Genomic DNA, 25,024 nt, shown 5'->3' on the forward strand with positions numbered 1-25,024 from the left:
GCCCAAGGGGGCAGGGGTGAAAATCCGGGGGACGTTGATCGGTTTTACGGCGATCCTGATGTGGTCGTTGCTGGCCCTGATGGCGGCTGCATCCGGAAAAGTGCCGCCTTTCCAGATGAGCGCGATGACGTTCGCGATCGGCAGCCTGCCTGGCATCGTGCTTTTTATTGTCAGGCCCGAGCGTATCGCGCTCCTGAAACAGCCGCCGAAGGTTTGGATCACCGGCATCGGCGGCCTGTTCGGTTATCATTTTCTGTATTTCACCGCGCTCCGGAATGCGCCGGCGGTCGAGGCCGGGCTGATCGCCTATCTCTGGCCGCTGTTCATCGTCGTCGGCTCGGCCCTGCTGCCGGGCGAGAAGCTGCGCTGGTATCACGTGGCTGGCGCTGTCGCCGGGCTCTGCGGCACGATCGCCATCGTTTCCCGCAACGGACTTGCCTTCGACGACGCTTATCTCATGGGTTATGGCGCCGCCTTTCTCTGCGCTTTCACCTGGTCAGGCTATTCGCTGCTGACGCGGCGCTTCGACCGGGTTTCGACCGATGTCGTCACCGGCTTCTGCCTCGGTACCTCGCTGCTGTCGCTGATCTGCCATCTGGCGCTCGAGACGACCGTCTGGCCAGCCGATGGCGGCGAGTGGGCGGCGGTCGTCGGGCTTGGCCTGCTGCCGGTCGGCGCGGCCTTCTATGCCTGGGACTACGGTGTCAAGAACGGCGATATCCAGATCATCGGCGCGGCCAGTTATGCGGCGCCGCTGCTGTCGACGCTGATCCTGGTCGCATCGGGTTTTGCCGAAGCGAATTGGAGCATCCTGCTTGCCTGCCTGCTGATCACCGGAGGGGCGGTGCTGGCGGCGCGGGATATGTTCCGGCCGAAGCCGATTGCGGAAGCCGTGGCCGAATAGGCGTTCCTTAAGGGTCGGGGACGTGGGGGGAAGAGATGTATCTGTTGTTGTGGGCGGTGCTTGCCGTCTCGATCGCGCTTGCGATCCATTATTTCCGCTGGCTGAAAAGGCCGGCGGGCCATCTTCGCGCGGTGCTGAAGACCTTACCGGTCTTGCTGCTTGTGCTCTATGCCGGTCTTTCCGGCGCCCCGGCGCTGTTGATCGCAGCGCTGGCGCTGGGTGCACTCGGAGACGCCTGCCTCGCCTACGAGGGAGAGCCAGCCTTCGTCGCGGGGCTCGCGGCCTTCCTGGCTTCGCATATTGCCTATGCGGCGCTGTTCTGGCCGTCGATAGAACCGAGCCTGCTTTTTACCTCCGCCTGGCGTTATACGGCGGCATGGATCTTCGTGGTGCTGACAGGCATGACGTTGTTCATGCTGTGGCGGCCTGCCGGACGGCTCGTCATCCCTGTCGCCGCCTACGGGATCGCGATCGTCGCCATGGCGCTTTCAGCGCTGGCGGTGAAGCCGATCCTGCCGGCGGCCGGTGCTGCGCTGTTCGTCATGTCCGACACTGCACTGGCGATCCAGAAATTCCTGGTCAAGCCGGATGCGCCTGTCATGGCGAGGTTGAGACCATTCGTGTGGGGCACTTACTTCGCGGCACAGCTGATCTTCACGTTGGCGATTGCCGGGCTTCCTTCGGCCTAGGATGACGGCTCCCAGCCGGGCGGCGCCATCTCGAAGCTCGAAAACTGAAAGCCGGGTGCGACCGTGCAGCCGACCAGCGTGAAGCGACCAAGCGGTTCCGCTGACTGCCAGGCGTCGGCCGGGACCACGGCCTGCGGTCGTTCTCCTGTGGCAAGGTCTGTTCCGAGCCTCACCTCTTCGACAGTTTCGCCGTTGGAAATCCGCAGCAGCAGCGCATCACCGGCATAGAAATGCCAGGTCTCGGCCGCGTCGCGAACCCGATGCCAGTGGGAGCGTTCGCCGGCTTCCAACAGGTAATAAATCGCCGTCGAATGGCCGCGCGTGCCGCCTTCGGCGTCCCGAAATGTCTCGACATACCAGCCGCCCTCCGGATGCCGCTGCATGCCGAGCGTGGTGATGATCTCCTCTGGCGTCATTCAGAAATTATCCTTGCGCTTGCGGATTTCGGCAAACACTTCCTCGTTGGATTTGCTCTCCATCAGGAGGTTGCGGCGGATGGCCGGGTCCGATGCGCGCAGGAAGGGATTGGTCTCCTTCTCCAGCCCGATCGTCGTCGGAATGGTGAACCGGCCGGCCGCGCGTTGCGCTTCGATCTCGCTCGCGCGCGCCTGCAGACGCCCGTTGTCCGGATCGACGCTCAGCGCGAACTTCGCATTCGAAAGCGTGTATTCGTGACCGAAATAGACGGCCGTCTCGTCAGGCAGAACGGCGAGCTTCTGCAGCGAATGCCACATGTCGGCCGCCGGGCGTTCGAACAGCCGGCCGCAGCCGAGCGCAAACAGCGTATCTGCCGCAAACAGGATCTTGTCGTCCGGGAAATGGTAGCAGATATGGCCGGCGGTGTGGCCCGGCGTCTCGAGGACGCAGACGAGATGATCGCCGAACTGGAATTCGTCACCATCCGCCATGGTCCTGTCGAGGCCGGGAATGGCAACCGCTTCGTTGAACGGGCCGATGATCTCCAGCCCGAACTTTTCCTTGAGCGCCAGGTTGGCTTCGACGTGGTCGCCGTGGTGATGGGTGGTGAAGATGTGGGTGATCTTCCAGCCGCGGCGGGCCGCCGCCTCGAGGATCGGCTTTTCCTCCGGCGCATCGATCGAGGCCGTCAGGCCGCTTTCCGGATCGTGCACGAGAACGCCGTAATTATCGCTGCGGCATGAAAAAACTTCGAGTTCCAGTGGTCTCATAACATAACCCCATTGCTGAAAGTGTTTTGCGTCAGAATGTAGAGACTGGTCCCTTGAAGTCCAACCACCGTCTGGTACCAAATTACGCATGCATACGGATATCGTCGATCTTCGCGAATTCTATCACTCGCCCCTCGGCCACCTTGCCGAGCAGTCGATTACGTTCGCGCTGTCGTCGCTCTGGGCGCGGCTGCCGGAGGAGCGGCTGGTGGGCCTTGGTTATGCCGTGCCCTATCTCGACCGTTTCCGCGCCGATACGGAACGCACCTTCGCCTTCATGCCGGCGGGGCAGGGGGCGGTGAACTGGCCGGTCAGCGAGCTTTCCTCGACCGCTCTCGTCTTCGACGAGGAGCTGCCGCTGCCGGACTCTTCCGTCGACCGTGTGCTGATGGTGCATTCGCTGGAATTTGCCGAAAACCCGCGGGAGACCCTGAAGGAGCTCTGGCGGGTGCTGGCTCCGGGCGGGCGGCTGGTCATCGTCGTGCCCAACCGGCGCGGTGTCTGGGCGCGCATGGAACACACGCCGTTCGGCTCCGGCCGGCCGTATTCGCGCGGGCAGCTCACCTCGCTGCTGCGCGAGACCAACTTTACGCCAGGCGCCAGCGCCGAGGCACTGTTCTTCCCGCCGTCGAAGATCCGCGCCGTGCTGAAGCTGCGCCAGGCCTTCGAGCGCATGGGCCGGCGCTTCTGGCCGGTCTTTTCCGGGGTGATCGTGGTGGAGGCCCAGAAGCGGCTCTACCAGGGCCTGCCGGTCGCCGCTCGCGCCTCCCGGCGCGTCTTCGTGCCGGTGCTGGCGCCGCGGGGCGTGCCGACGACGCGGACCCGGTGAAGAAGCGATAGTCCTGCCCTTCGCTTGGCTCAGGGCGTTCGTCATTCGAAACGATTCACGGGATCGTTTCGTCGGCTGCGCCGACCAATCCTCACCACTCGACAAAGCAGAAATTCGGCTTTAATCCCACTGGATCACACCCGCCGTCTAAGGCTTTCCAAAAAGGTTGATCCGATGAGCATCGTCACGAGTGAGCCCGTTCCGCGTCCCGGCATCCTGGATATCGCCGCCTATGTGCCCGGCAAGGAACATGCTCCGGGCGTAGCGCGCGTCTTCAAGCTTTCGTCCAACGAGACGCCGCTCGGCGCCAGCCCGAAGGCGATCGAAGCTTTCAAACAGGCGGCCGGCAATCTCGAACTTTATCCTGACGGTCAGGCGATGGCGCTGCGCGAGGCGATCGCCTCGGTGCACGGGCTCAATGTCGCAAACATCATGTGCGGCAACGGCTCGGACGAGCTGCTGGGCCTGCTTTGCCACGTCTATCTCGGCACCGGCGACGAAGCGATCATCACCGAGCATGGTTTCCTCGTCTACAAGATCCAGATCATGGGCGCCGGCGCCAAGGCGGTCGAGGTGAAGGAGAAGGATTGCACCGTTGATGTCGATGCGATCCTTGCCGCCGTCACCGGCAAGACGAAGATGGTGTTCATCGCCAATCCCGGCAATCCGACCGGCACCTATGTCCCGGTCGCCGATATCCGCCGCCTGCATGCCGGCCTGCCGAAGAGCGTCATCCTCGTGCTCGACGCGGCCTACGCGGAATATGTGCGCAAGAACGATTACGAAGCCGGCCTCGAGCTGGTGTCGTCCAACAGGAACGTCGTGATGACCCGCACCTTCTCCAAGGTCTACGGGCTTGCGGCGCTGCGCATCGGCTGGATGTACGGCCCGGCCGGCATTCTCGACGCGCTCAACCGTGTGCGCGGCCCGTTCAACATGAACGCCCCGGCGATTGCCGCGGGTGCCGCCGCCATCCGCGACCAGGCTTTTGTCGAAAAGGCCGTCGAGCACAACAATCTCTGGCAGGGCAAGCTCACCCATGCGCTGGAGGCGATCGGCCTCAAGGTGACGCCTTCGGTCGCCAATTTCGTGCTCATCCATTTCCCGGATGTCGACGGCAAGCGGGCGCCCGAAGCGGATGCGTTCCTCACCAGTCGCGGTTACATCCTTCGCGCCGTCCGCGGTTACGGTTTTCCGAACGCGCTGCGCATGACGATCGGCTCGGAGGAGGCCAATCGCGGCGTCATCGAGACGCTCGGCGAATTTATGGGCAAAAGCGCATGAGCACGCCGCTTTTCGACAGGATCGCGTTGATCGGCATCGGCCTGATCGGCTCCTCGATCGCACGGGACGTCAAGGAACTGGGCCTGGCCGGCGAGGTGGTGATTTCCACGCGCAGCGCTGAAACGCTCAAGCGTGCCGAAGAACTGGCACTCGGCACGCATTATGTTTCCTCAGCCGCGGACGCGGTGAAGGATGCCGACCTGGTCATCGTCTCGGTGCCGGTCGGCGCATCGGAGGCGGTCGCCAAGCAGATCGCCGGCAGCCTGAAGCCCGGCGCGATTGTTACGGATGTCGGCTCCACCAAGGCCTCCGTCATCGCGCAGATGGCGCCGCATATGCCGGAAGGCGTGCATTTCATCCCGGGCCATCCGCTGGCGGGCACAGAAAAATCCGGGCCGGACGCCGGTTTTGTCGGCCTGTTTCGGGAGCGCTGGTGCATCTTCACGCCGCTCCCGGAGACGGATACGGTCGCGCTCGAGAAGCTGAAATCCTTCTGGATGGCGCTCGGCTCGCGCATCGACGAAATGGACCCGCAGCACCATGACAAGGTGCTGGCGATCGTCTCCCACCTGCCGCACATCATCGCCTACAACATCGTCGGCACGGCGGACGATCTCGAGACGGTGACCGACGCGGAAGTGATCAAATATTCCGCCTCCGGTTTTCGCGATTTCACCCGCCTTGCTGCGTCAGATCCCACCATGTGGCGGGATGTCTGCCTGCACAACAAGGATGCGATCCTGGAAATGCTGGCGCGGTTTTCGGAAGACCTCGCCTATCTGCAGCGGGCGATCCGCTGGGGCGAGGGCGACAAGCTGTTCGAACTCTTCACCCGCACCCGCGCCATCCGTCGCTCGATCGTCCAGGCCGGCCAGGACGTCGACGCGCCGGATTTCGGCCGCCATTCACTCGACGCCAAGAAGTGATCGCGCTCAGATCGGCGGGATTTCGCCGATCTGGATGAAGCCGCCGGCGAACACCTTGCCGCGGTTGATGGTGAGGTCGAGCGACGCGCTCTTGCCGCGTCCGAGCGCGGACAGCATGTTGGCGGCGGTCTTCAGCGTCGGCGCGATCTGCGGAAACGCCTGGCTCAGGCTGTCGCGCCAGGCATCGATCTGTTCGATCCGGAGCTTCAGCTTGCCCGACAGATAACCCTGCTCGTCGAAGGAGAAGGGCCCGGAAACGGTGATCAGCTTGCCATCGCCGAGATCAGCCGAAATGCTGCGCATCTGGCCCTGAGTGCCATAGAGCGCGGTGCCGTTCGGATCGGATCCGTCGATCATGCCGGCGCGGCCGGTCAGGGTCAGGTCGAGATTGGCCGTGAACCGCGGCAGAAGCTGCGGCAGGTCCTTCATCACCACATCGGTGTTTTGCAGCGTCATGGCCGCATCGAGGTCGGTGCCGTTCTGGCGCAAATGGATTTCGGTGTGACCGGCGCTGATATTGAAAGCCTGGCCGGTGGCCGATGACAGGGTGTTCGTCCTGGCGTTCTCGATCACGGTGGAGGTGCGCTCCACCCCGCGAAACCGGGTGGTCAGGCTCGACTGGAAATTCTCCCAGGTGGTGGAGACCGAAAGTCCGTGGCCGGTGCGGAACTCGATCGGCGAATCGAGTTCCCAGACGATATGGCCGGGATTATAGACTTGGGCGGCGGACCGCAGGGATCCGAACATTGCGGAAATGCCGTTGGTGCGGTCGTCGACCGAGACCTTCGAGCAGAACAGGCCGATCCGGAACGGGTAGCCGCGATAGTCTGCGTTAGTGCATTCGGCCGAAATGCCGCGCCCTTCCTGGCTGCCGAGCAGGGCCAGCGTCCGCTCCTTCAGCATCGACGCCGCATAGAACCAGCCGGCGGTATAGAGTGCGATCACCAGCACCACTCCGCAGGCGAGTAGCCATAATTTGCCGCTGACGCCAGTTCGGCTTGACGCTGCCATGATGTTCTCCAATGGTGCTGAAAACTTGGGGCTGGATGCTTCAATTGGAATGGTGTGGCGCGGGATATGGACGAATTTTGGGTGTTTGGCTACGGGTCCCTGATGTGGAATCCGGGTTTTGCGTTCGAGGAAAGACTGCCCGCACGTGCCTTCGGCTTCCGCCGCTCCCTCTGCGTCTGGTCCTACGTGCATCGCGGCACTCCGGATCGCCCGGGCCTTGTCCTTGGTCTTGACCGTGGCGGCTCATGCCGCGGTGTCGCCTTCCGGGTGAGCGAGGAGAACCGGGCGGACGTGCTCGACTATCTGCGCCGGCGCGAACTGGTCACCAATGTCTATCTCGAGAAAATTTTGCCGGTGGCGCTCGGAGATGGGCGGCAGGCGAGGGCGGTCGGCTATATCGTCGATCGCCGTCATGTCCAATATGCCGGCGCGCTCGAGATCGAGCAGGCGGCGGAAATCGTCCGCGTCTCCGCCGGCCAGTCCGGGCCGAACGACACTTACGTGTTCAACACGCTCGAGCATCTCAAGGAAATGGGGATCCGAGATCACTGGCTGGAAGGCGTCGGCGCCGCGGTGGCGGCTGCCATCTGATTTACGCCGCAGTCTGGCCCTTCAGCTCCGCGAGCCGTTTGACCGCCGAGGGCGGCAGCGGCAGGTGCGGATTGGCGGCCACGGTCTCGACCAGCAGCTTGTCGCTTTCCCGTTCCAGCGTCTCGACCAGATGGGCGTAGAAGGCATCCGGATCCATGCCCGGTGCGATCGGCGGCAGGATGCGGACCTTGAAATGGCCGGGATATTTGATGAGCTTGCGGCGGCCCCAGAACAGGCCCCAATGGGCGACGACCGGCACGACGGGCACCTCGACGTCACGATAGATACGGGCGATGCCGTAGCGGTATTGCGGCTCGGCGCCCGGCGGGCGGCGCGTGCCTTCCGGGTAGATGATGAGCTGGCGGTTGTTGGCCATCTCCTCCTTCGTCCGGTTCATGACGTCGACCATCACCTTGCCGCGGGCGCCGCGGTTGACCGGGATCATCTTCTGCTTGGCGGCGTACCAGCCGAACAGCGGGATCCACATCAGTTCGCGCTTGAGGATATAGACCGGGTCCCGCTGCCAGGGCAGGAGTGCCACGGTATCCCAGGCGGATTGATGCTTGGGGGCGAAGATGCAGCCGCCCTCGGGCACGTTTTCCAGCCCCTCGATCTCGAAGGTGGCGCCGACGATCTTTGCCATCAGCCAGTTGCAGGAGGCGGCCCAGGCTTTGGGGATGCGGTAGGCAGCCTTGCGCGGCATCAGGAAATAGATCGGGCTCAGCACGATCATGCGGACGATCAGGTTTGTGTAGAAGGCGATGTTGAAAAGAACCGAACGCACCAGCAGCATGGAAGCTTCCTCTTGGACAGGCGTTGCCTACACGAGATCGCGCGGGGAAAAAAGCGCCGGCTCGTCATGCGGAGGGAAAAGTGTCAAGGCGCGGGCTTTGCCGCTGTCTTCGGCGGGTCCTCGTTGCGCAGTCCGCTGCCGCGCTCGATGCCGAACCAGTCGCGGAAGGTGGCGAGCACGACCTTGCCGTATTCGGAAAGCATGGTGCGCAACACATCCGGCTCGGCGAACCAGGCTTTCCGGGTGAGATCGGAACTGACCACCGGATAGGCAATGAACTCGGTCACCGGATCGGCACGGCGCAGTTCGTGCAGGCTGCGCAGCATGTGGTAATTGTTGGTGACGACCAGCACCGACCTGTATCCGTGGTCGTGGATCCAGCGGGTGATTTCGTTGGCGTTGCCGATCGTGTCGATAGCATCGTAGCCGATATCGACGCAGCAGGCGAAGAGGTCCGGCGAGGCCTGCGTGACTTTGCGGATCTGGGTCGGGCTGGTGGACGGATGCGCGCCCGAGATCAGCAGACGCTGGCCGGCTCCGTCCCGTAAAAGCCCGAGCGCCTGCTCGATGCGCAGGTAGCCACCGGTCAGGACGACGATCGCATCGGCCTTGACGCCGTCAGGCGTCTTCAGCGACGTCACAGCGTTCGCAAACCACAAAAACCCCCCGAAAAGCAGGGCCAATCCGAGCACGCAGACCATGATGATGCGGCGCGCGGCCCATCGCAGCCGGCTGTTGCGCGAAAACACTCCCCCGAGCCGCCGCCGCGGGTGGCGGTCCGCTCCATTTTCGGGTGTGGTCGGGGCCGGTGTCATGATTGTCCATAGCCGGAGATTCGTGGCGAGAACAGGGCCAACCTACAGAGGGAAGGCGACCGATTCAAGAAGCTGATAACCCGTCGGATCGCGCCGGATCGGAACGGATCAGGTCGATCTCGTCGATCGTGCGCATGACCGTGAACCGGGCCGTCAGCGTCGTCAGCAGTGCGATCACCACCATGGTCGCGAAGATGCCGAGATAACCGCCGACGCCGATGGTGAAGGAACCGAACAGCGCGCTTGCCTGGTCGCTCTCCGGCGTCGCCAGCGAATTGGCCTGCCACATGTTGGCAATGGCGAATATCGCGGCCGCAAGCGCGCCGCCGGCGGCCGAGCCCTTGATGCTGATCTTCAGGAAATGTTTCTGGAATTCGCCGGCTACGAAAGAGCTTTCGGCACCGACGAAATGCAGCACCTCGACGATATGTCGATTGCCGGACAGCGCCCCGCGGGTCGCGAAGATCACCGTCAGGATCATTGCCGTGAAAACCAGGACGAGGACGCCCATGCCGATCAGCACCGTCGTATGGGCCATGGACACCAGGCGGTCCACCCAGGTGCGGTGGTCGTCGAGGAAGGCCTGCGGGATTTCGGTCTTCAGGAGATCGCGCATCCCGGCGAAATCGGGCGGGTTCTGCTCGTCTATGGTGACGATGACGAGGCGCGGAACGGGCAGGTCGGCGAGGTTCAGCCCGGTGCCTAGCCACGGCTCCAGAAGCCTTGCGGTCGCGCTTTCGTCCATGATCGTACCTTCGCGGGTGCCGACGAAGGTGAGCGCCAGGTCGCGGGCCTTCTTCAATGCCGCGTTCATGTCGAGCCCGTCGTCGGGCTTGATCTGGATGGTGATCTCGCGGGAGATCTGGCTCTGCCAGCTCGATGCCGTGGCCCTCACCATGCTCACCGCGCCGAGCGTCAGGCAGGCAAGGAAGGCCATGATGGCAATCACCACCATCAGCGCATTGCCCTGGATGTTGGAGGGCGGCAGGATCGGCGCGGTCGGGCGCACCCGCATCTCGACGCGGCGCGGCTGCTTCTGGCCTGCTGGTTGAGTCTGCTGCTCGTTTTCGGGCCTCTGCGATTGGGCGCTCTTCGGCGCTTTCGGGCGGCTCAGCTCATTCATAGATGTCGAGCCGCCCTTCGGTGAGGATCATCCGCCTTGCATCCACCTGGTCCATCAGCGCCAGATCGTGGGTGGCGATGACGACGGCGGTGCCGAGCCGGTTGAGTTCCAGGAAGAGATTGAGGAGCCGGCGCGCCATCGGCGGGTCGACATTGCCGGTCGGTTCGTCGGCGAGCAGGATTTCCGGCTGGTCCATCAGGGCGCGGGCGATCGCGGCACGCTGCTTCTCACCGCCCGAGAGGACGGCGGGCAGCACGTTGATGCGCTCGCCGAGCCCGACCCATTTCAGAAGCTCGATCACGTCGTTGCGGTAGGAGCTTTCGTCCTTGCCGCGCACGCGCAGCGGCAGGGCGACGTTCTCGTATGTCGTCAAATGGTCGAGCAGGCGGAAATCCTGGAAGACGATGCCGACCCGGCGGCGCAGCATCGGCAGTTCGGCACGGGGGATCTGCGACAGGTCGCGGCCGAACATGTGGATGATGCCGCGGGTCGGATGCAGCGACATGAACAGCAGGCGCAGCAGGGTGGTCTTCCCAGCGCCCGATGGGCCCGTGAGGAACTGGAACGAGCGCTTGGGGATGTCGAAGGTCATATCCCGGAGGATTTCGGGACCCATCCCATAGCGCAGACCAACATTTTCGAAATGAATCAACGGATGACCCAGTCCTCGCTCTTTCGACTCTCTGGTGCCCGTCTATCTCTTAACGACCCGGGTAAACGAACGGTAAATCACGCGCGGAAAAGGGCTAATTTCAGGCCGTATTTGCGAAGCGTTAACCATTTCAATTTACGACTGAGCAGGATTCGATTCAATGCCCGCAATCCCGAACAAAGGGGAAAACGGGCCGAAGAGGGCCCCATGAGCACGTTTGGCAGCCATCAGGGCAAAACAGTCAACCGGATGGACATCCTGCCGCCGGAACCTTCCAGGCGCACGACCCGGGTAAATGCGCGGCGCGGCGAGGTGGTCGATGCCCAGTTCGTCCCGGTTCGCGAGACCTTCCGCAGGAACCAGACCCCGCGCTCGCACAACGACAACCGAACCAGGCGCGCGGATTCCGCAGTCGCCGCATCGTCGTTCGCTGAGCGGGTCCTCGCCCGCATAGAGCGTGGCCTGATGCGTCTTTCCGCCGACTTCTTCTCCGCGGTCGTTGCCATCGTCTTCGTTGCCGTTTTCAGCCTCGCGGGCGGCTTCACCTTCCTGTTTGCCGGGTCAGCGACGGCCGAGGCCGGACCGACGCTCGACATCACCCATGTGACGATGACGCCGCAGGATGCCAACGGCATGCGCGTGCTGCTGATCAACGGCATCGTCGAGAACCGTAGCGGCGGCAATCGTGCCATGCCGCAGATTCGCGCCGAGTTGATGTCGGGCCAGACGCTCATTACGACGACGCTGATCTCGCCGCCGGCCTCGTCAATCGAAGGCGGTCAGAGCCGTGGTTTTTCGGCACGCGTGCCCCACCCCGGTGGAAAACTGCCCGATCTGCGGCTTTCCTTCGCCGAGCGCGGCGCCTAGAGCTTTCTCTTTCCCGGCTGATTGTGGTATCGCGGTTTTTTACGGACACGCAGGAGAACCTCATGCCCGTCGTACGCGGCAAAATCATCGAGCCGCTTTATACCGCCGAACAGATCGCTGAGCGCAACCATGCGATCGCGGCGCAGATCGCCACCGGACCGACCAAGGATCTCTTGGTCATCGCCATTCTCAAGGGCTCGTTCATCTTCGCCGCCGACCTGTTGCGGGCGCTGCATGACGTGGGTCTGGCGCCGGAAGTCGAGTTCGTCACGTTGTCGAGCTACGGCGCCGGAACCGTTTCGCAAGGGGTGCGGATCGTCAAGGATATCGACAGCGACGTAAAGGATCGCGACGTTCTGTTGATCGATGACATCCTGGAATCCGGCCGGACGCTGAAATTCGCCAAGGAAATGCTCTATGAGCGTGGCGCCCGCAATGTTTCCGTCGCCGTGTTGCTCGACAAGCGCGTTAAGCGCCAGGAGGACCTGGAGGCGGATTACGTCGGTTTCGAATGCCCGGACTACTTCGTCGTCGGCTACGGCATGGATGTCGCCTACGCTTTCCGCGAGCTGCCTTTCGTCGGTGTCGTGACCGGAGACGCCTGACCGATTTGCCTGGCCCGGGCGAGACGAGGTGTTAACCATGTCGGCCCGCAATGGGCCGGCGTTTACTCCTCGACAAGAAAACTCTGTTGATTTGCTTCCCACATAAACAAAACACGGGAGCGATCACCGCAATGGCAAAAATCCTGATTACCGAAGACGAGGATTCGCTCCGCATGTTCGTTGCGCGGGCGCTTCGTCTCGATGGTCATGAGACCCATGAAGCGGGCGACGGCGCGGAAGGTCTCGAAAAGCTGAGCGAAGGGCCCTTCGATCTGCTGCTTTCCGACATCCGCATGCCAGTCATGGACGGCATTGAACTGGTGCACCAGGCGTCGGCCAGGTTCCCGGATCTCAAGATCCTGCTGATGACCGGTTATGCGGAGCAGCGGGAGCGAGCCGACGATCTCGCGGCCAAGGTGATCGACGTGGTGCAGAAGCCGTTCGCGCTGCCCGATATCCGCCGGGCCGTCGCCTCGGCGCTGGCGACCGGAAACTCCCGAGCCGCCTGATCGCTCAGCGAATATCCAGAAGCCGTTCCAGGTATTGCCGCTCCGCCTCGCCGGAGAGCGCATTGCCGAGCTTTTCGCGGATCGCTTCAAGGATTTCCCGGGCACGCTGGACGTCGATTTCGTCAGGCACCTTCACCTGATCGCCGAAATCCGGGCCTGACGTGGCGCGCGGCCGCCCGAGCGGATCGCGCCCGTTCTGGCCGCCCTGGGTCATGTTCTCGCCCGGGCCGCCGCGCTCCTGGCCTTCGCCCTGACCCTGGCCCTGCTGCTGCATGGCCTGCATCATCTGCTGCATCATGTTCTGGGCACCCTGACGAAGCGCATTGAGCGCATTGCCTTGGCCCTGAACCGCCTGGTCGCCCTGGCCTTCGCCGAGTGCCTTGCCGGCATTGCCCATCTCGCTCTGCGCCTTGCCGAAACCTTCGCCGGGCTGCATGCCGAGGCCCTTCAGCGCCTGCTGCAACTCTTCCAGCTTCTTGCCGAGGCCTTCCTGCTGGGCGCGGAGGTTCTTCAGCGCTTCCCGAAGCTGCTCCGCAGTCATCTGGTCGGTGTTCTGCTGCCCTTGCTGACCTTGTTGGCCCTGCTGACCTTGTTGTTGCTGGCCCTGCTGCTGTTGCCCTTGCTGGCTTTGATCGCCGGGCCGCTCGCTGGGATCGCCGCGCTGCATGCGGTCGCGCAGCGCCTGATCCAGCTTGAAGGTCTGGTCCATCAGCCGCTGCTGTTCCTGCATGATCTCGCCGAGCTTGTCGATCTGCTGGCGCATCTGGCCGTTCTGCTGCTGCTGGCCCTGCTGCCCGCGCTGGGGCCTGCCGGCCTGCAGGTTGTTCATCATCCGCTGCAGCTCGTTGAGCATCTGCTGGGCGGCATCGCGATTGCCGGACCGGGCGAGGTTCTCGATCTGGTCCATCATGTTCTGCAGGTCGCGCTGCCGGATGACGTTCTGGGACTGCATGTTGTTGGGCGCCTGCGGGGCGTTCTGCATCCGCTGCGCGAGTTCGTTCATGAACTGCTGCATGGCTTCGCGCAGTTCCTGCATCAGCCGGGCGATCTCCTGGTCGGACGCCTTGTTCTGCAACGCTTCGGCGAGATTGCGCTGGGCGTCGCGCAGGCGGCGCTCCGCCTGCGACAGGTCGCCATCCTCGATGCCGAGCGCGATCTCCCAAAGATATTCGGCGGTATCCTTCAGCTGCTCCTCGTTGCGGGCGAGTTTCATGCGTTCGAGCGCCGAGCGGATCAGCAGGAAATGGCTGAGATTAGGGATGGTTTCGTCGGGGCGGATCGCCAGCGCCTCGTTGAGTTCGATGGCGCGGGGCATCTGGCGGGTGTCGAGCGCGAAGACCTGGCGCTCTTCCGCGACGGCGGCGGCGAGCGGCTCCGAGAAGCCGCGCGACGGCAACACCATTTCATGGGCCGGGCTGCGGCCGGTCTGGCCGGCGCCGTCCTTGGCAACCAGGGTGATCCTGACGCGCTTGCCGGCGAGCGGATGCTCGATCAGGCTGCGGCTCGTCAGGGCCTTGACCTCGCGGCTGTTCTGCCGCGGCAGGTCGAGCCGGTAGTCCGGGGCCGGATAGAGCGGGGTCGCTCCCGGAGCCGGCTGATCGACCGGTTCGATCAGCGCATGGGCTTCGCGGATGCCGTAATCGTCCTTGCCGGTGAAGCCGATTTCGAGCGCACCGTTGACCGAACGCTTCGGCTGGCCATCGAAGGCGATTTCCGGCGGCCGGTCGGGGATGACGTCAAAAGCCCAGCTCTGGCCGTTGACGGTCAGGCTGCCGCTCTCGGCGACGTTAAGCGCATAGGTGCGGGGTGGCCGCTGCTGGTTGGGCTGCTGCGGTGCAGCCTGCTGAGCTGGTGGCTGCGGGGCGGTCTGCTGCCCCTGCTGGCCGGTGGCGCCCTGCTGCGGTTGCTGCGCCGCCGTTTCCGCCGCCTTCTTGGCTTCCTCGGTGATCAATGTCGACGGTTGCCCGCCGGCCTTCGGGGCGAAGACCACGGCCTCGCCGCCTTCACCGCCGGTGACGCGCACGGTCAGCGCCGAGTTCTGCGGGATCGAGACGGCAGCAGTGGTGGTGGTGACCTCGCGGCCGGTCAGGAAGACCGGCGCGCGGCCGGTATAGGACGGCGGCGTCAGCCAGGCGTCGATGCGCAGGTCCGGGTTGATGCTCGGCGCCGGCGGCGCGGGCCGGAAGGCATCGGCAGGAGAACCGCCGCCGTTCGAGAAGGAATAACCGAGCGCGACGACGAAGACGAGAGCGGGAATGGCACGCAGGGCAAACCGGTCGTGCCGGGCGATATCGGGCTGCGGCAGGCCCGCATCGAGCGCCGCGATGCGCTCGGCCATGCGGATCTGGTGTTCCTTCCAGAGCGCACGTGAGAAGGGCGTCTCGAAAGCCGGATGGTCGTCCTGGACGCCGACCGGCTGGTGGGGCAGGTTGTTGCGGACTTCGAGAAGCCGATCAGCGTCGGCCACCGCCGGCCAGCGCAGGCGGGTCAACGGCAGCAGCGCATACACGAAGGCAAAGGCAAAGCCGCCGACCAGGACCCATCGCAGCCAATCCGGAGCGATCCGGAAAATCCCGAACCAGGCAGCCGACAGGAAGAGTGCCGCTATAGCGAGGGGCGCGAGCAGCAGCGGCAAAATCCGTTCGAAAAACAACACGATCCGGGCGAAAGACCGTTTCAGTGCAACGCGACGCGCAAGCACAGGATGCAATTCGAAGGCACCTTTGCGGATGAAGCTCATGCGGTCCGACTCCAGTCGTGGCGGCGCAAATCAAGCTTCCAAGATAACGATGTTTGTGGCGAAGACGAGGGCAGGGGGCGATCCGCCCCCATATTTTCCAGGCTTTCCCGTAAAAGTGAACGGCGCGTTAAATGTTCAGTCCAGCCATGCGGGCACGGAATCGAGGCCGATGAGCTCCTCGTAACTGCCGCGTGGGCGCACCACGTGGAACTCCGATCCCTTCACCAGAACCTCCGGCACCAGCAGGCGGCTGTTGTAGGTGCTTGCCTGCACGGCGCCGTAGGCGCCGGCGGACGAGACTGCGATCAGGTCGCCGGGCCTGGGTTCGGCCATCTCGCGGTCCAGCGCCAGATAGTCGCCGGTTTCGCAGACCGGGCCGACGACGTCACCCTTGATGCGCGGCGCATCGGCGGCCGGCACGACGACCGGACGGATCTCGTGATAGGCGTCGTAGAGCGTAGGACGGATCAGGTCGTTCATCGCGCCGTCGACGACCACGAAGGACTTTTCGCCGCCGTCCTTCACGTAGATGACCTCGGTCACCAGAATGCCGGCATTGCCGACGATCAACCGGCCGGGCTCGGTAACGATCTTGCAGTTCAGTGACCGCAGCTGGCGCTTCACCGTTTCCGCATAGGCATCGGGCAGCGGCGGGGGATTGTTGTCCTGGCGGTAGGGAATGCCGAGGCCGCCGCCGATATCGACGTGATCGATGCGGTGGCCGTCGGTGCGCAACGTCTCGACCAGTTCGCGCAGCAGCCGGAAGGCATGCTCGAATGGCTGCAGTTCGGTGATCTGGCTGCCGATATGCATGTCGATGCCCTTGACGTCGATGCCATCGAGCGTCGCGGCATGAGCGTAAACGGCGCGGGCACGCTCATAGGCGATGCCGAACTTGTTTTCCTTCTTGCCGGTGGAGATTTTGGCATGGGTGCCTGCATCGACATCCGGGTTGATGCGGAAGGAGACATGCGCTTTTCTGCCGGCTTTCCGGGCGCGCAGGTTGAGGACTTCCAGTTCCGGCTCGGACTCGACGTTGAAACAGTAGATGCCGGCCGATAGCGCCAGGTCCATTTCCTGCACCGTCTTGCCGACGCCCGAGAACATGATGCGGCTTGCCGGAATCCCGGCCGCCAGCGCCCGCCGAAGTTCTCCGCCGGAGACGACATCGACGCCGGCTCCGAGCCGGCCGAGCGTCTTCAGCACCGCCTGGTTGGAATTCGCCTTCATCGCGTAGCAGACCATTGCGTCCACATCGGAGAACGCCTTGGCGAAAACCTTGTAGTGACGTTCCAGGGTGGCTGTCGAATAGACGTAAAAGGGGGTCCCGACCGCCTTGGCGATTTCCGGGATTGGCACGTTCTCGGCGTGCAGCACGCCGTCGATGTAATGAAAATGATTCACGGTAAAACTCGGAAAATTACAGGAGCGGGTCGAGCAGGAAAGGCCGGTCGGCAACCGGCTCGGTTTTCTGTTCGCCCGGTTTGCCGCTCTTGCGGATGTTCTGCTGCTCCACCGGCGTGCTCGGGCGGTCGAGGCTGCCCTTGCGGCCGCAGCCGGCGACAACGATGCCGGCGAGGCTCAGCACAAAGGCGATGCGGGCGATTTTTACCAGGGACTTCGACATTCTATTCCTTCTCCGGCACGGCTGCGGAACTTTCATAGCGAAGTTCCGCGCCCTTGTGCAGTCACTATCCGGCATCACTTCTCGGCGTTCGTTGCGGCCGACATCAATTCCGGGCGCGCCACCAGGCGATCTGCTTCCTCACTTCCGCCGGCGCGGTGCCGCCGAAGCTGGTGCGGCTGGCGACCGAAGCGTCGACGGAGAGGACGTTGAAGACCTTGTCGGTGATATCAGGATTGATCGACTGCAATTCCTCGAGCGACAGTTCGGAAAGGTCGCAGCCCTTGCTTTCGGCAAGCGCCACCGCACGGCCGGTCACATGATGGGCGTCGCGGAAGGGAAGGCCGACTTCACGCACCAGCCAGTCGGCAAGGTCGGTCGCTGTCGAATAACCGGCACCGGCGGCGGCGCGCATCTTGTCGGCACGGATCGTCATGTCGCGCATCATGCCGGTCATGGCGGCGATCGCCAGTTCCAGGTTCTCGGCGCAATCGAAGACCTGTTCCTTGTCCTCCTGCATGTCCTTGGAATAGGCGAGCGGCAAGCCCTTCATGACGGTCAGCAGCGCCACCAGCGAACCGTTGATGCGGCCCGTCTTGGCGCGCACCAGTTCGGCGGCATCCGGGTTCTTCTTCTGCGGCATGATCGACGAGCCGGTCGAAAACGCATCCGACAGGCGCACGAAACCGAATTGCGGCGTCGACCAGATGACGATTTCTTCGGCGAGGCGCGACAGGTGCACGGCGCAGATCGCCGCGACCGACAGGAACTCCAGCGCGAAATCGCGGTCGGAAACGGTGTCGATCGAGTTGCGGGTCGGTTCGCGGAAGCCGAGCGCCTTGGCCGTCATGTGGCGGTCGATCGGGTAGGGCGTGCCGGCCAGCGCTGCGGCGCCGATCGGGCTTTCGTCGAGATGGTCGATCGCGTGACGGACGCGGGCGCGGTCACGGCCGAACATTTCCACATAGGCCATGCAGTGATGGCCGAAGGTGACCGGCTGGGCGGTCTGGAGATGGGTGAAACCGGGCATGACCGTATCGGCATGTTCCTCGGCGCGGTCGAGGAAGGTGGCGATCAGGCCGGTCAGCATCGCTTCCGTCTTGATGAGCTCTTCCTTCACCCAAAGGCGGAAATCGAGCGCCACCTGGTCGTTGCGGGAGCGGGCCGTGTGCAGGCGTCCGGCGGCGGGGCCGATCAGCACTGCCAGCCGCGCCTCGATGTTCATGTGGATGTCTTCGAGCTGCCTGGAAAATTCGAACTTGCCGGTTTCGATCTCTGACATGATCGTGTTCAGGCCAGACACGATCAGGTCTTTATCTTCGCCCGAAATAATGCCCTTTTCCGCCAGCATCGTCGCATGCGCTATTGAGCCGCGGATATCCTGGGCGAACAGCTTCTTGTCGAAACCGATCGAGGCATTTATCTCCTCCATGATCGCATCCGGCCCTGAAGCGAAGCGTCCGCCCCACATCTGGTTGGAGGATACTGCGTCCTTCGTGCCGTCAGCCATGATGCCTAGTCCTGGAGTAATTGATGACGACCAAAAGACCTTTCGGCCTTCCGTCCGCCAGATTGATCGTGATTGCCGCCGTTGCGGGAATACTTGCCGGTGCCGTGGCGGTATACGTGAGTAGTATGGGGTCTGGCAATGGCGAGAGCGGGCTTCTCGCCCAATCCTCCGGCGCCTGCGAAGGTGCCGTCCAGACAGTGAAGTCGGTCTCGCAATTCTCCAAGGGCCAGGTCGCCGCCATGGTTGCCGCCCGGCCGCCGAGGCCGCTCGATCTCGCCTTCAAGGGGCCCGACGGAAAGGACCTCAGGGCCGCCGATTTCGCCGGCAAGACGGTTCTCCTCAATCTCTGGGCCACATGGTGCGGCCCGTGCCGGGAAGAGATGCCGGCGTTGAACGCGCTGCAGAAGGGCATGGGCGGTCCGGACTTCGAGGTCGTGGCGGTGAATATCGATACCGGCAGCGACGAGAAGCCCAAGGCCTTTCTCGCCGAATACGGCATCGATGCGCTCGGTTATTACCGCGACAGCTCGATGGGCGTCTTCAATTCGCTGCAGAAGGAAGGCCTCGCCTTCGGCCTGCCGGTGACCTTGATCATGGATAAGAAAGGCTGCCTGATTTCGGCAATGAATGGCCCGGCAGCCTGGGACAGCCCGGATGCGAAGGCGCTGATCACGGCGGCGAAGGGGCCTTAGTCCGCAATTTTCAATTGAAGTAATTCACACTGCTACTTTATGCTGCGTTTGGTTGTGATGGCCAAAGCAGACGCGCGCCTGTCAGGCGCATCGGAGGAGATGGGCTCCTCCGACCCGGCGAAGGCCTCGCCATCCAATTGGAGAGTGAACTATGTGGCTCATGCCATTTAGCATCACGTTTATCTTACGGAAAACCCGCACGAGCTGGCAGGCAAGCGTGCGGGTCACATTCCAAAAATAAACCAGAGAGGCGGGCGAAAGCTCGCCTCTCACTCCGTCAATATAGTTTGAAATGCCTTTTCTGACAAGGCAAGGCCAAAATAGCGTCCGCTTACCGCGTCGGCACCGGCACTTCGCCGCGATAGTCATAGAACCCGCGGCCGGCTTTCCGGCCGAGCCAGCCGGCTTCGACATATTTCACCAGAAGCGGGCAGGGGCGGTATTTGCTGTCCGCCAAGCCGTCGTGCAGGACCTGCATGATCGACAGGCAGGTGTCGAGGCCGATGAAATCGGCGAGCTGCAGCGGGCCCATCGGATGATTGGCGCCAAGCTTCATGGCGGTGTCGATCGCCTCGACCGAGCCGACGCCTTCATAAAGCGTGTAGATCGCTTCGTTGATCATCGGCAGCAGGATGCGGTTGACGATGAAGGCCGGAAAATCCTCAGCGACGGTCGCTGTCTTTTCGAGCGCGGTGACATAGTCCTTGGCGGCCCGGAAGGTCGGCTCGTCGGTGGCGATGCCGCGGACCAGCTCGACAAGTTTCATGACCGGAACCGGGTTCATGAAATGTATACCCATGAAGCGCTCCGGACGGTCGGTGGCCGACGCCAGGCGGGTAATGGAAAGCGAAGAGGTGTTGGTGGCGAGCAGGGCGTCGGGTTTAAGGACTGGACAGACCTGCGCATAGATCTTGCGCTTGACGCTCTCGTCTTCCGTCGCAGCCTCGATCACCAGGTCCATCGGGGCGAGATCGTTGAGGTCGGAAGAACCGGCAATTAGCGAAAGAGCTGCCTTGCGCTCGTCGTCGCCGAGCTTGCCGTTGGAGACCTGGCGGGCGAGATTGCCGTTGATGGTGGCGAGCGCTGCTTCGATCCGGTCCTTGGACACGTCGTACATCTGCACCTTGTAACCGGCGAGAGCCGAAACATGTGCAATGCCGCAGCCCATCTGGCCTGCTCCGATGACGCCGATGCTTTTTATGACCAAACCCATGGTTTCGCTCCCTGGGCGTTTACGCTATCTCTAGCGTACGCCGATTTTATGAAAATGCCGGACTGCATGTATGCAGCCCGGCAGATTGTTATTCCGCTACATGTCGTTTTGCCAGCATTTTTCGCGCTTGCGAAATGAACCGGGCTCAAAGTGCCTTTTCAAGCTTCGGCAGGATTTCGAAGAGATCGCCGACGATGCCGTAGTCGGCGACCTGGAAGATCGGGGCTTCCTCATCCTTGTTGATGGCGACGATGACCTTTGAATCTTTCATGCCAGCGAGATGCTGGATGGCGCCCGAAATGCCGACGGCGATATAGAGCGCCGGAGCGACCACCTTGCCGGTCTGGCCGACCTGCCAGTCGTTCGGGGCGTAACCGGCGTCGACCGCGGCACGGCTTGCGCCGACGGCAGCGCCGAGCTTGTCGGCCACCGGAAGGATGACTTCCTGGAATTTTTCAGACGAACCAAGTGCCCGGCCGCCGGAAATGATGATCTTGGCAGAGGTCAGTTCCGGGCGTTCGGACGACGAGAGGGCATCCGAAACGAAGCTCGACAGGCCCGGGTTCGCCGCAGCCGAGACAGTTTCGACCGAGGCGGAACCGCCTTCGCCAGCCGCCTGGAAGGAGGCGGTGCGCACCGTGATCACCTTTTTGGCGTCGGTCGACTGGACCGTCTGGATGGCGTTGCCGGCGTAAATCGGACGCTTGAAGGTATCCGCCGAAACCACCTCGATGATTTCCGAGATCTGCATGACGTCGAGCAGCGCCGCGACGCGGGGCATGACGTTCTTGGCGGATGCCGTCGCAGCCGCGATGATCGTGTCGTAGGAGCCGGCCAGCGAAACGATCAGAGCCGAAAGCGGCTCGGCCAGGTTGTTGGCGAGACCCGCATCGTCGGCGAGCAGCACCTTCGAGACGCCAGCAAGCTTGGCGGCGTCGTCGGCCGCAGCCTTGGCGCCGGAGCCCGCGACCAGCACGTGCACGTCGCCGCCTATTTTAGAGGCGGCCGAGAGCGCCTTGGCGGTCTGGTCGTTGAGGCTCGAACCGTCGTGTTCTGCCAGAAGAAGAATGGCCATGATGATGTTCTCCCTTTCCTTACAGAACGCCGGCGGTCTTCAAGGCGCCAACCAGTTCCTCGACCGTCTTCACCTTGATGCCTGCCTTGCGGCCGCCCGGCTCCTCGGTCTTCAGGACCTTTAGGCGCGGCGCGGTGTCGACGCCGAAATCTGACGGAGCCTTCTTGTCGAGCGGCTTCTTTTTCGCCTTCATGATGTTCGGCAGCGAGGCGTAACGCGGCTCGTTCAGGCGAAGGTCGGTGGTGACGACGGCCGGAAGCTTGATTTCGATCGTCTGCAGGCCGCCGTCGACTTCGCGGGTCACTTTTGCGGAACCGTCCGCGAGCTCGATCTTCGAGGCAAAGGTCGCCTGGGCGGAGCCGAGCAGAGCTGCCAGCATCTGGCCGGTCTGATTCGAATCGTCATCGATCGCCTGCTTGCCGACGATGATCAGTCCCGGCTGTTCGGCATCGACGATACCCTTCAGGATCTTGGCCACGGCAAGCGGCTCGACCACGTCGTCGGTCTCGACCAGGATCGCCCGGTCGGCGCCCATGGCGAGCGCGGTGCGCAGTGTTTCTTCGGCCTTGGCCGGGCCGATCGACACGACCACCACTTCTTCCGCCTTGCCGGCTTCCTTCAGCCGCAAAGCCTCCTCGACGGAGATTTCGTCGAAGGGGTTCATCGACATCTTCACATTCGCAAGCTCGACACCCGTGCCGTCCGGCTTCACCCGGATCTTCACGTTGTAATCGACCACTCGCTTGACTGGCACCAGGATCTTCATGGGGTCCTTCCTTGACTATCTCCAGCCGCAAATTGCGACATTTGCTGCTTCCTCATTTGTCAGTTGGCGACATGGATACGCATTTTTCGCGCGATTACAACGCGGATTTGCCGCCGGGCATTGCCGTTTTCTCATAGTTCTATTCGGTTGCCGCGGCGATCCGTGGAACGTCCGGCTTAAGCTCGACTGCCTTCGGGGTCACGATGTTGCGGTCGAACAGCGGCACGCCCTTGCGGCGCATGAACAGCACGAGGATGGCGCCCGCGATGATGCCGCCCACATGTGCGCCCCAGGAGACCATGCCGTCGAGATCGAGCGCCAGCATCGCAAACTGCTGGACGATCCAGAGCGCCAGCGGAATGAAGGCAGGCAGTGGCAGCGGAATTCGGAAGAGCACCAGCACCCAGACCCGCACGCGAGGATGCAGCAGGAAATAGGCCGCAACCACGCCGGAGATCGCCCCGGATGCACCGATCAGCGGGCCTTCCGAGCTTGACGCCACGAAACCATGGAGAGCGGCGCCCGCCGCTGCGCAGATGAGATAGAAGGCGAGGAACTTCACATGCCCCAGCGCGTCCTCGACATTGTCGCCGAACACCCAGAGGAACAGCATGTTCGAGGCGAGATGCCAGAAGTCGATATGCAGGAAGGCATAGGTGACGAAGGTCAGGTCGTCGGGCACGATCACCAGCGACGGATCGAGCGTCGCGTAGTTGAAGATTACCGCCGGAATGAAGCCGAGCCCGAGCGAGGCGTGTTCGGCCACTTCAGGCGCGGAAAAATTGGTGAACAGCCATATCAGCACGTTGATGGCGATCATGCTGATCGTGACATATTGCACGCGGATGTATTTGAGTTCGACGGCGTCGTGCAGCGGGATGAACATGCTGTGGCTCCTCCGCCGTTGCGGTTATCGGTTCTTGCCCGGGATCCAGAGTATATCGGCTTTGCCGCCGTCATTGGCAAAACGCGCCGCCACGAACAGAAAGTCGGAAAGCCGGTTGATATATTTCAGCGTCGGGGCGCCGACGGTCTCGCTTCGGGAAAGCTCAACCATCAGCCGCTCGGCGCGGCGCGACACGGTGCGGGCAAGATGAAGATGAGCGGCGGCGGCAGAGCCGCCCGGCAGCACGAAGGAGGTCAGCGGATCGAGATGGGCGTTCAGCGCGTCGATCTCCGCTTCCAGCCGCGTCGCCTGGGCTTCGACGATGCGGAGCGGCTCGTAGTCGAGCTTCTCGCCGGTATCCGGCGCGGCAAGATCGGCGCCGAGATCGAAAAGGTCGTTCTGGATGCGGAAGAGCATGGCATCGAGCTCGGCCATGCCGGACATATACAGGCGCGCCAGCCCGATCGTCGAATTGGTCTCGTCGACCGTGCCATAGGCTTCGACGCGCAGGTCGTGCTTGTCGCGGCGCGGACCCGAAACCAGGGCCGTGGTGCCGTTATCGCCGGTGCGCGTGTAGATCTTGTTGAGCTTTACCATCCGCCGTCATCAGAATCAGGTCGGGCGACCGCCGCCCGTAATCCAGAGAGTGAGCATGATGAGGACGATTGCAACCGCCTGCAAGAGAATACGCAATTGCATCAGCTTATTGGATTTGTTGGCGTCGGTGCCCTTCAGCATGTTGAACAGCCCGCGGATCAGGACGAGCGCGACGAGGCCCATGACGATCAGGGCAAGCACGGTTGTGAAAGTAGACATTGTCGGATTGCTGCCTTTCAATCCAGCCGGCGCATCAGGTTATAAAAGAGCGCGGCCGGGAGTATTCTTTTCAGGAAAGCGCCCTGCTTGGCGGGCTTCGTTACCAGATAATGTGGCTTCGGACGAGGTGCGGTCAAGGCATGCGTCAAGACGTCATAGACCGCCTCAGGTCCCAGTTTATGGCGGCTGGCCTGCCCACCTCCCTCGAGGCGCCTCAGTTGCCGACGATACTGCTCCGCATGGACCGAACCTTCGAGGTCGACATGCTCGCGGATCTTGGCAAGAGCATTGGCCGTGAAGCGCGAGGTGATCGGGCCGGGTTCGATGAGGCTCACCCCGATGCCGCTGCCTTCGAGTTCCATGCGCATGGTGATCGTCAGGCCTTCAAGTGCGTATTTCGAAGCCGTGTAGGCGCCGCGGTAACGATAGGGCAACAGCCCCAATATCGACGAGCAGTTGACGATGCGGCCCTGGCCCCTTGCGCGCATGACCGGGATCACCCGCCGCGTCAGCTCGTGCCACCCGAAGAAATTGGTCTCGAACTGCTCGCGCAGCACGTCGGTCCCCAGGTCCTCCACTGCACCCGCCTGGCCGTAGGCGCCGTTGTTGAACAGTGCATCGAGCCGTCCGCCGGTGCGATCCAGCACGGTTTCCACCAAGGCTGCGATCGTGTCGGGCCTAGTATAGTCCATCAGCAGGGTTTCGATGCCATCTGCTTCGAGCGGGGTAAGATCTGCCTGCCTGCGCACCGTCGCGAACACCCGCCAGCCGTCCGCCTTTAGAGCCCGGGCGCAATGGGCGCCGATGCCGGAGGAACAGCCGGTAACGATGATCGTTCTATTTTCGGCCATTGAGTAAGGCTCCCTGTACAATCGACAGAGTTCCTCCCATATTTCCCGCCACGTCACAACGGAGTT

At 62.9% G+C, this 25,024-nt stretch carries 28 protein-coding genes; 10 read left to right on the forward strand and 18 right to left on the reverse strand.

Features of this window, described 5'->3' with window-relative positions:
* Positions 1-16 precede the first annotated feature (16 nt).
* Together C5J24_RS28175 and C5J24_RS28180 are read left to right on the forward strand one after the other, a co-directional pair.
* Entirely contained in the window at positions 17-904 is an 888-nt protein-coding gene (locus C5J24_RS28175) for a DMT family transporter (RefSeq protein WP_105422706.1), read from the forward strand.
* A 35-nt stretch (positions 905-939) separates the two neighbouring features.
* The gene (locus C5J24_RS28180; protein WP_105422708.1) at positions 940-1,593 is read left to right on the forward strand and encodes a lysoplasmalogenase family protein; all 654 of its coding nucleotides are present in this window, start codon (positions 940-942) and stop codon (positions 1,591-1,593) included.
* Here C5J24_RS28180 and C5J24_RS28185 read toward each other — a convergent pair.
* Both C5J24_RS28185 and gloB read right to left on the reverse strand, forming a co-directional pair.
* Positions 1,590-2,009, reverse strand: coding sequence for a cupin domain-containing protein (locus tag C5J24_RS28185; RefSeq protein ID WP_105422710.1), 420 nt, complete (start codon positions 2,007-2,009; stop codon positions 1,590-1,592). The genes C5J24_RS28180 and C5J24_RS28185 overlap by 4 nt on opposite strands.
* Positions 2,010-2,780, reverse strand: coding sequence for a hydroxyacylglutathione hydrolase (gene gloB, locus C5J24_RS28190; protein ID WP_105422712.1), 771 nt, complete (start codon positions 2,778-2,780; stop codon positions 2,010-2,012).
* A gap of 88 nt (positions 2,781-2,868) precedes the next feature.
* Here gloB and C5J24_RS28195 point away from each other — a divergent pair, with 88 nt between their 5' ends.
* From C5J24_RS28195 to C5J24_RS28205, 3 genes are all read left to right on the forward strand, one after another.
* Positions 2,869-3,609, forward strand: coding sequence for a class I SAM-dependent methyltransferase (locus C5J24_RS28195; RefSeq protein ID WP_105422714.1), 741 nt, complete (start codon positions 2,869-2,871; stop codon positions 3,607-3,609).
* Between the two features lie 174 nt (positions 3,610-3,783).
* Positions 3,784-4,893, forward strand: coding sequence for a histidinol-phosphate transaminase (hisC, locus tag C5J24_RS28200; RefSeq protein ID WP_105422716.1), 1,110 nt, complete (start codon positions 3,784-3,786; stop codon positions 4,891-4,893).
* A complete protein-coding gene (locus C5J24_RS28205) occupies positions 4,890-5,819 on the forward strand; it encodes a prephenate/arogenate dehydrogenase family protein (RefSeq protein ID WP_105422718.1) in 930 nt (309 codons plus the stop codon). Before hisC ends, C5J24_RS28205 begins: the two co-directional genes overlap by 4 nt.
* 6 nt (positions 5,820-5,825) lie before the next feature.
* Here C5J24_RS28205 and C5J24_RS28210 read toward each other — a convergent pair whose 3' ends face one another.
* A complete protein-coding gene (locus C5J24_RS28210; protein ID WP_105422720.1) occupies positions 5,826-6,830 on the reverse strand; it encodes a DUF2125 domain-containing protein in 1,005 nt (334 codons plus the stop codon).
* Positions 6,831-6,884: 54 nt separating this feature from the next.
* Between C5J24_RS28210 and C5J24_RS28215 the strand changes: the two genes are divergently transcribed.
* Complete coding sequence (locus C5J24_RS28215) at positions 6,885-7,421, forward strand: gamma-glutamylcyclotransferase (RefSeq protein WP_105422723.1); 537 nt, start codon at positions 6,885-6,887, stop codon at positions 7,419-7,421.
* A gap of 1 nt (position 7,422) precedes the next feature.
* On the opposite strand, the gene C5J24_RS28220 is transcribed toward C5J24_RS28215, so the two are convergent.
* From C5J24_RS28220 to ftsE, 4 genes are all read right to left on the reverse strand, one after another.
* A complete protein-coding gene (locus C5J24_RS28220) occupies positions 7,423-8,214 on the reverse strand; it encodes a 1-acyl-sn-glycerol-3-phosphate acyltransferase (RefSeq protein ID WP_105422725.1) in 792 nt (263 codons plus the stop codon).
* A gap of 83 nt (positions 8,215-8,297) precedes the next feature.
* Positions 8,298-9,029, reverse strand: a complete 732-nt coding sequence (locus C5J24_RS28225) for a YdcF family protein (RefSeq protein WP_105422727.1) — start codon at positions 9,027-9,029, stop codon at positions 8,298-8,300.
* A gap of 64 nt (positions 9,030-9,093) precedes the next feature.
* Complete coding sequence (locus C5J24_RS28230; protein ID WP_172724171.1) at positions 9,094-10,044, reverse strand: ABC transporter permease; 951 nt, start codon at positions 10,042-10,044, stop codon at positions 9,094-9,096.
* Positions 10,045-10,144: 100 nt separating this feature from the next.
* The gene (gene ftsE, locus C5J24_RS28235; RefSeq protein WP_046605317.1) at positions 10,145-10,804 is read right to left on the reverse strand and encodes a cell division ATP-binding protein FtsE; all 660 of its coding nucleotides are present in this window, start codon (positions 10,802-10,804) and stop codon (positions 10,145-10,147) included.
* Between the two features lie 207 nt (positions 10,805-11,011).
* Between ftsE and C5J24_RS28240 the strand changes: the two genes are divergently transcribed.
* The 3 genes from C5J24_RS28240 (at position 11,012) to C5J24_RS28250 (ending at position 12,785) form a co-directional block, all read left to right on the forward strand.
* A complete protein-coding gene (locus C5J24_RS28240) occupies positions 11,012-11,671 on the forward strand; it encodes a hypothetical protein (protein ID WP_105422731.1) in 660 nt (219 codons plus the stop codon).
* A gap of 62 nt (positions 11,672-11,733) precedes the next feature.
* Positions 11,734-12,276, forward strand: a complete 543-nt coding sequence (gene hpt / locus C5J24_RS28245; protein ID WP_038546323.1) for a hypoxanthine phosphoribosyltransferase — start codon at positions 11,734-11,736, stop codon at positions 12,274-12,276.
* 131 nt (positions 12,277-12,407) lie between these two features.
* On the forward strand, positions 12,408-12,785 hold the full coding sequence (locus C5J24_RS28250) for a response regulator (RefSeq protein WP_037081707.1): 378 nt from the start codon (positions 12,408-12,410) through the stop codon (positions 12,783-12,785).
* A 4-nt stretch (positions 12,786-12,789) separates the two neighbouring features.
* On the opposite strand, the gene C5J24_RS28255 is transcribed toward C5J24_RS28250, so the two are convergent.
* The 4 genes from C5J24_RS28255 to argH all read right to left on the reverse strand — a co-directional run bounded on the left by C5J24_RS28255 (position 12,790) and on the right by argH (position 18,659).
* Positions 12,790-15,525, reverse strand: coding sequence for a TIGR02302 family protein (locus C5J24_RS28255; protein WP_105422733.1), 2,736 nt, complete (start codon positions 15,523-15,525; stop codon positions 12,790-12,792).
* Positions 15,526-15,660: 135 nt separating this feature from the next.
* Positions 15,661-16,929 (reverse strand): diaminopimelate decarboxylase, encoded by a 1,269-nt coding sequence (lysA, locus tag C5J24_RS28260; protein ID WP_105422735.1) that lies wholly within the window; start codon positions 16,927-16,929, stop codon positions 15,661-15,663.
* A gap of 16 nt (positions 16,930-16,945) precedes the next feature.
* A complete protein-coding gene (locus tag C5J24_RS28265; RefSeq protein ID WP_105422737.1) occupies positions 16,946-17,152 on the reverse strand; it encodes a lipoprotein in 207 nt (68 codons plus the stop codon).
* Between the two features lie 103 nt (positions 17,153-17,255).
* On the reverse strand, positions 17,256-18,659 hold the full coding sequence (gene argH, locus C5J24_RS28270) for an argininosuccinate lyase (protein WP_105422739.1): 1,404 nt from the start codon (positions 18,657-18,659) through the stop codon (positions 17,256-17,258).
* A gap of 23 nt (positions 18,660-18,682) precedes the next feature.
* Here argH and C5J24_RS28275 point away from each other — a divergent pair, with 23 nt between their 5' ends.
* Entirely contained in the window at positions 18,683-19,351 is a 669-nt protein-coding gene (locus C5J24_RS28275; protein WP_105422741.1) for a TlpA disulfide reductase family protein, read from the forward strand.
* Positions 19,352-19,682: 331 nt separating this feature from the next.
* Here C5J24_RS28275 and C5J24_RS28280 read toward each other — a convergent pair whose 3' ends face one another.
* From C5J24_RS28280 to C5J24_RS28310, 7 genes are all read right to left on the reverse strand, one after another.
* On the reverse strand, positions 19,683-20,564 hold the full coding sequence (locus C5J24_RS28280; protein WP_105405298.1) for a 3-hydroxybutyryl-CoA dehydrogenase: 882 nt from the start codon (positions 20,562-20,564) through the stop codon (positions 19,683-19,685).
* Between the two features lie 145 nt (positions 20,565-20,709).
* A complete protein-coding gene (locus C5J24_RS28285) occupies positions 20,710-21,639 on the reverse strand; it encodes an electron transfer flavoprotein subunit alpha/FixB family protein (RefSeq protein WP_105422743.1) in 930 nt (309 codons plus the stop codon).
* Between the two features lie 19 nt (positions 21,640-21,658).
* Entirely contained in the window at positions 21,659-22,405 is a 747-nt protein-coding gene (locus C5J24_RS28290) for an electron transfer flavoprotein subunit beta/FixA family protein (protein ID WP_105422745.1), read from the reverse strand.
* A 139-nt stretch (positions 22,406-22,544) separates the two neighbouring features.
* A complete protein-coding gene (locus C5J24_RS28295) occupies positions 22,545-23,291 on the reverse strand; it encodes a rhomboid family intramembrane serine protease (protein ID WP_105422747.1) in 747 nt (248 codons plus the stop codon).
* Positions 23,292-23,315: 24 nt separating this feature from the next.
* Positions 23,316-23,888, reverse strand: coding sequence for a cob(I)yrinic acid a,c-diamide adenosyltransferase (locus C5J24_RS28300; RefSeq protein ID WP_105422749.1), 573 nt, complete (start codon positions 23,886-23,888; stop codon positions 23,316-23,318).
* Between the two features lie 15 nt (positions 23,889-23,903).
* Complete coding sequence (locus C5J24_RS28305; protein WP_037081726.1) at positions 23,904-24,107, reverse strand: twin transmembrane helix small protein; 204 nt, start codon at positions 24,105-24,107, stop codon at positions 23,904-23,906.
* Between the two features lie 17 nt (positions 24,108-24,124).
* Entirely contained in the window at positions 24,125-24,958 is an 834-nt protein-coding gene (locus C5J24_RS28310) for an SDR family oxidoreductase (protein ID WP_105422751.1), read from the reverse strand.
* Positions 24,959-25,024: the final 66 nt, after the last annotated feature.

Source organism: Neorhizobium sp. T25_27, assembly GCF_002968565.1.
Classification (GTDB): Bacteria; Pseudomonadota; Alphaproteobacteria; order Rhizobiales; family Rhizobiaceae; genus Neorhizobium; species Neorhizobium tomejilense.

What these genes read in the sequence shown, in the direction of transcription:
- gloB (WP_105422712.1), bottom strand. Translation starts at nt 2,780, where the DNA reads ATGAGACCACTGGAACTCGAAGTTTTTTCATGCCGCAGCGATAATTAC.
- C5J24_RS28230 (WP_172724171.1), bottom strand. Translation starts at nt 10,044, where the DNA reads ATGCGGGTGCGCCCGACCGCGCCGATCCTGCCGCCCTCCAACATCCAG.
- C5J24_RS28305 (WP_037081726.1), bottom strand. Translation starts at nt 24,107, where the DNA reads ATGTCTACTTTCACAACCGTGCTTGCCCTGATCGTCATGGGCCTCGTC.
- C5J24_RS28220 (WP_105422725.1), bottom strand. Translation starts at nt 8,214, where the DNA reads ATGCTGCTGGTGCGTTCGGTTCTTTTCAACATCGCCTTCTACACAAAC.
- C5J24_RS28290 (WP_105422745.1), bottom strand. Translation starts at nt 22,405, where the DNA reads ATGAAGATCCTGGTGCCAGTCAAGCGAGTGGTCGATTACAACGTGAAG.
- C5J24_RS28255 (WP_105422733.1), bottom strand. Translation starts at nt 15,525, where the DNA reads ATGAGCTTCATCCGCAAAGGTGCCTTCGAATTGCATCCTGTGCTTGCG.
- hisC (WP_105422716.1), top strand. Translation starts at nt 3,784, where the DNA reads ATGAGCATCGTCACGAGTGAGCCCGTTCCGCGTCCCGGCATCCTGGAT.
- C5J24_RS28285 (WP_105422743.1), bottom strand. Translation starts at nt 21,639, where the DNA reads ATGGCCATTCTTCTTCTGGCAGAACACGACGGTTCGAGCCTCAACGAC.
- C5J24_RS28265 (WP_105422737.1), bottom strand. Translation starts at nt 17,152, where the DNA reads ATGTCGAAGTCCCTGGTAAAAATCGCCCGCATCGCCTTTGTGCTGAGC.
- C5J24_RS28275 (WP_105422741.1), top strand. Translation starts at nt 18,683, where the DNA reads ATGACGACCAAAAGACCTTTCGGCCTTCCGTCCGCCAGATTGATCGTG.
- C5J24_RS28295 (WP_105422747.1), bottom strand. Translation starts at nt 23,291, where the DNA reads ATGTTCATCCCGCTGCACGACGCCGTCGAACTCAAATACATCCGCGTG.
- C5J24_RS28310 (WP_105422751.1), bottom strand. Translation starts at nt 24,958, where the DNA reads ATGGCCGAAAATAGAACGATCATCGTTACCGGCTGTTCCTCCGGCATC.
- C5J24_RS28280 (WP_105405298.1), bottom strand. Translation starts at nt 20,564, where the DNA reads ATGGGTTTGGTCATAAAAAGCATCGGCGTCATCGGAGCAGGCCAGATG.
- C5J24_RS28250 (WP_037081707.1), top strand. Translation starts at nt 12,408, where the DNA reads ATGGCAAAAATCCTGATTACCGAAGACGAGGATTCGCTCCGCATGTTC.
- C5J24_RS28300 (WP_105422749.1), bottom strand. Translation starts at nt 23,888, where the DNA reads ATGGTAAAGCTCAACAAGATCTACACGCGCACCGGCGATAACGGCACC.
- argH (WP_105422739.1), bottom strand. Translation starts at nt 18,659, where the DNA reads ATGGCTGACGGCACGAAGGACGCAGTATCCTCCAACCAGATGTGGGGC.
- C5J24_RS28185 (WP_105422710.1), bottom strand. Translation starts at nt 2,009, where the DNA reads ATGACGCCAGAGGAGATCATCACCACGCTCGGCATGCAGCGGCATCCG.
- C5J24_RS28240 (WP_105422731.1), top strand. Translation starts at nt 11,012, where the DNA reads ATGAGCACGTTTGGCAGCCATCAGGGCAAAACAGTCAACCGGATGGAC.
- C5J24_RS28210 (WP_105422720.1), bottom strand. Translation starts at nt 6,830, where the DNA reads ATGGCAGCGTCAAGCCGAACTGGCGTCAGCGGCAAATTATGGCTACTC.
- C5J24_RS28195 (WP_105422714.1), top strand. Translation starts at nt 2,869, where the DNA reads ATGCATACGGATATCGTCGATCTTCGCGAATTCTATCACTCGCCCCTC.
- C5J24_RS28180 (WP_105422708.1), top strand. Translation starts at nt 940, where the DNA reads ATGTATCTGTTGTTGTGGGCGGTGCTTGCCGTCTCGATCGCGCTTGCG.
- C5J24_RS28225 (WP_105422727.1), bottom strand. Translation starts at nt 9,029, where the DNA reads ATGACACCGGCCCCGACCACACCCGAAAATGGAGCGGACCGCCACCCG.
- C5J24_RS28205 (WP_105422718.1), top strand. Translation starts at nt 4,890, where the DNA reads ATGAGCACGCCGCTTTTCGACAGGATCGCGTTGATCGGCATCGGCCTG.
- hpt (WP_038546323.1), top strand. Translation starts at nt 11,734, where the DNA reads ATGCCCGTCGTACGCGGCAAAATCATCGAGCCGCTTTATACCGCCGAA.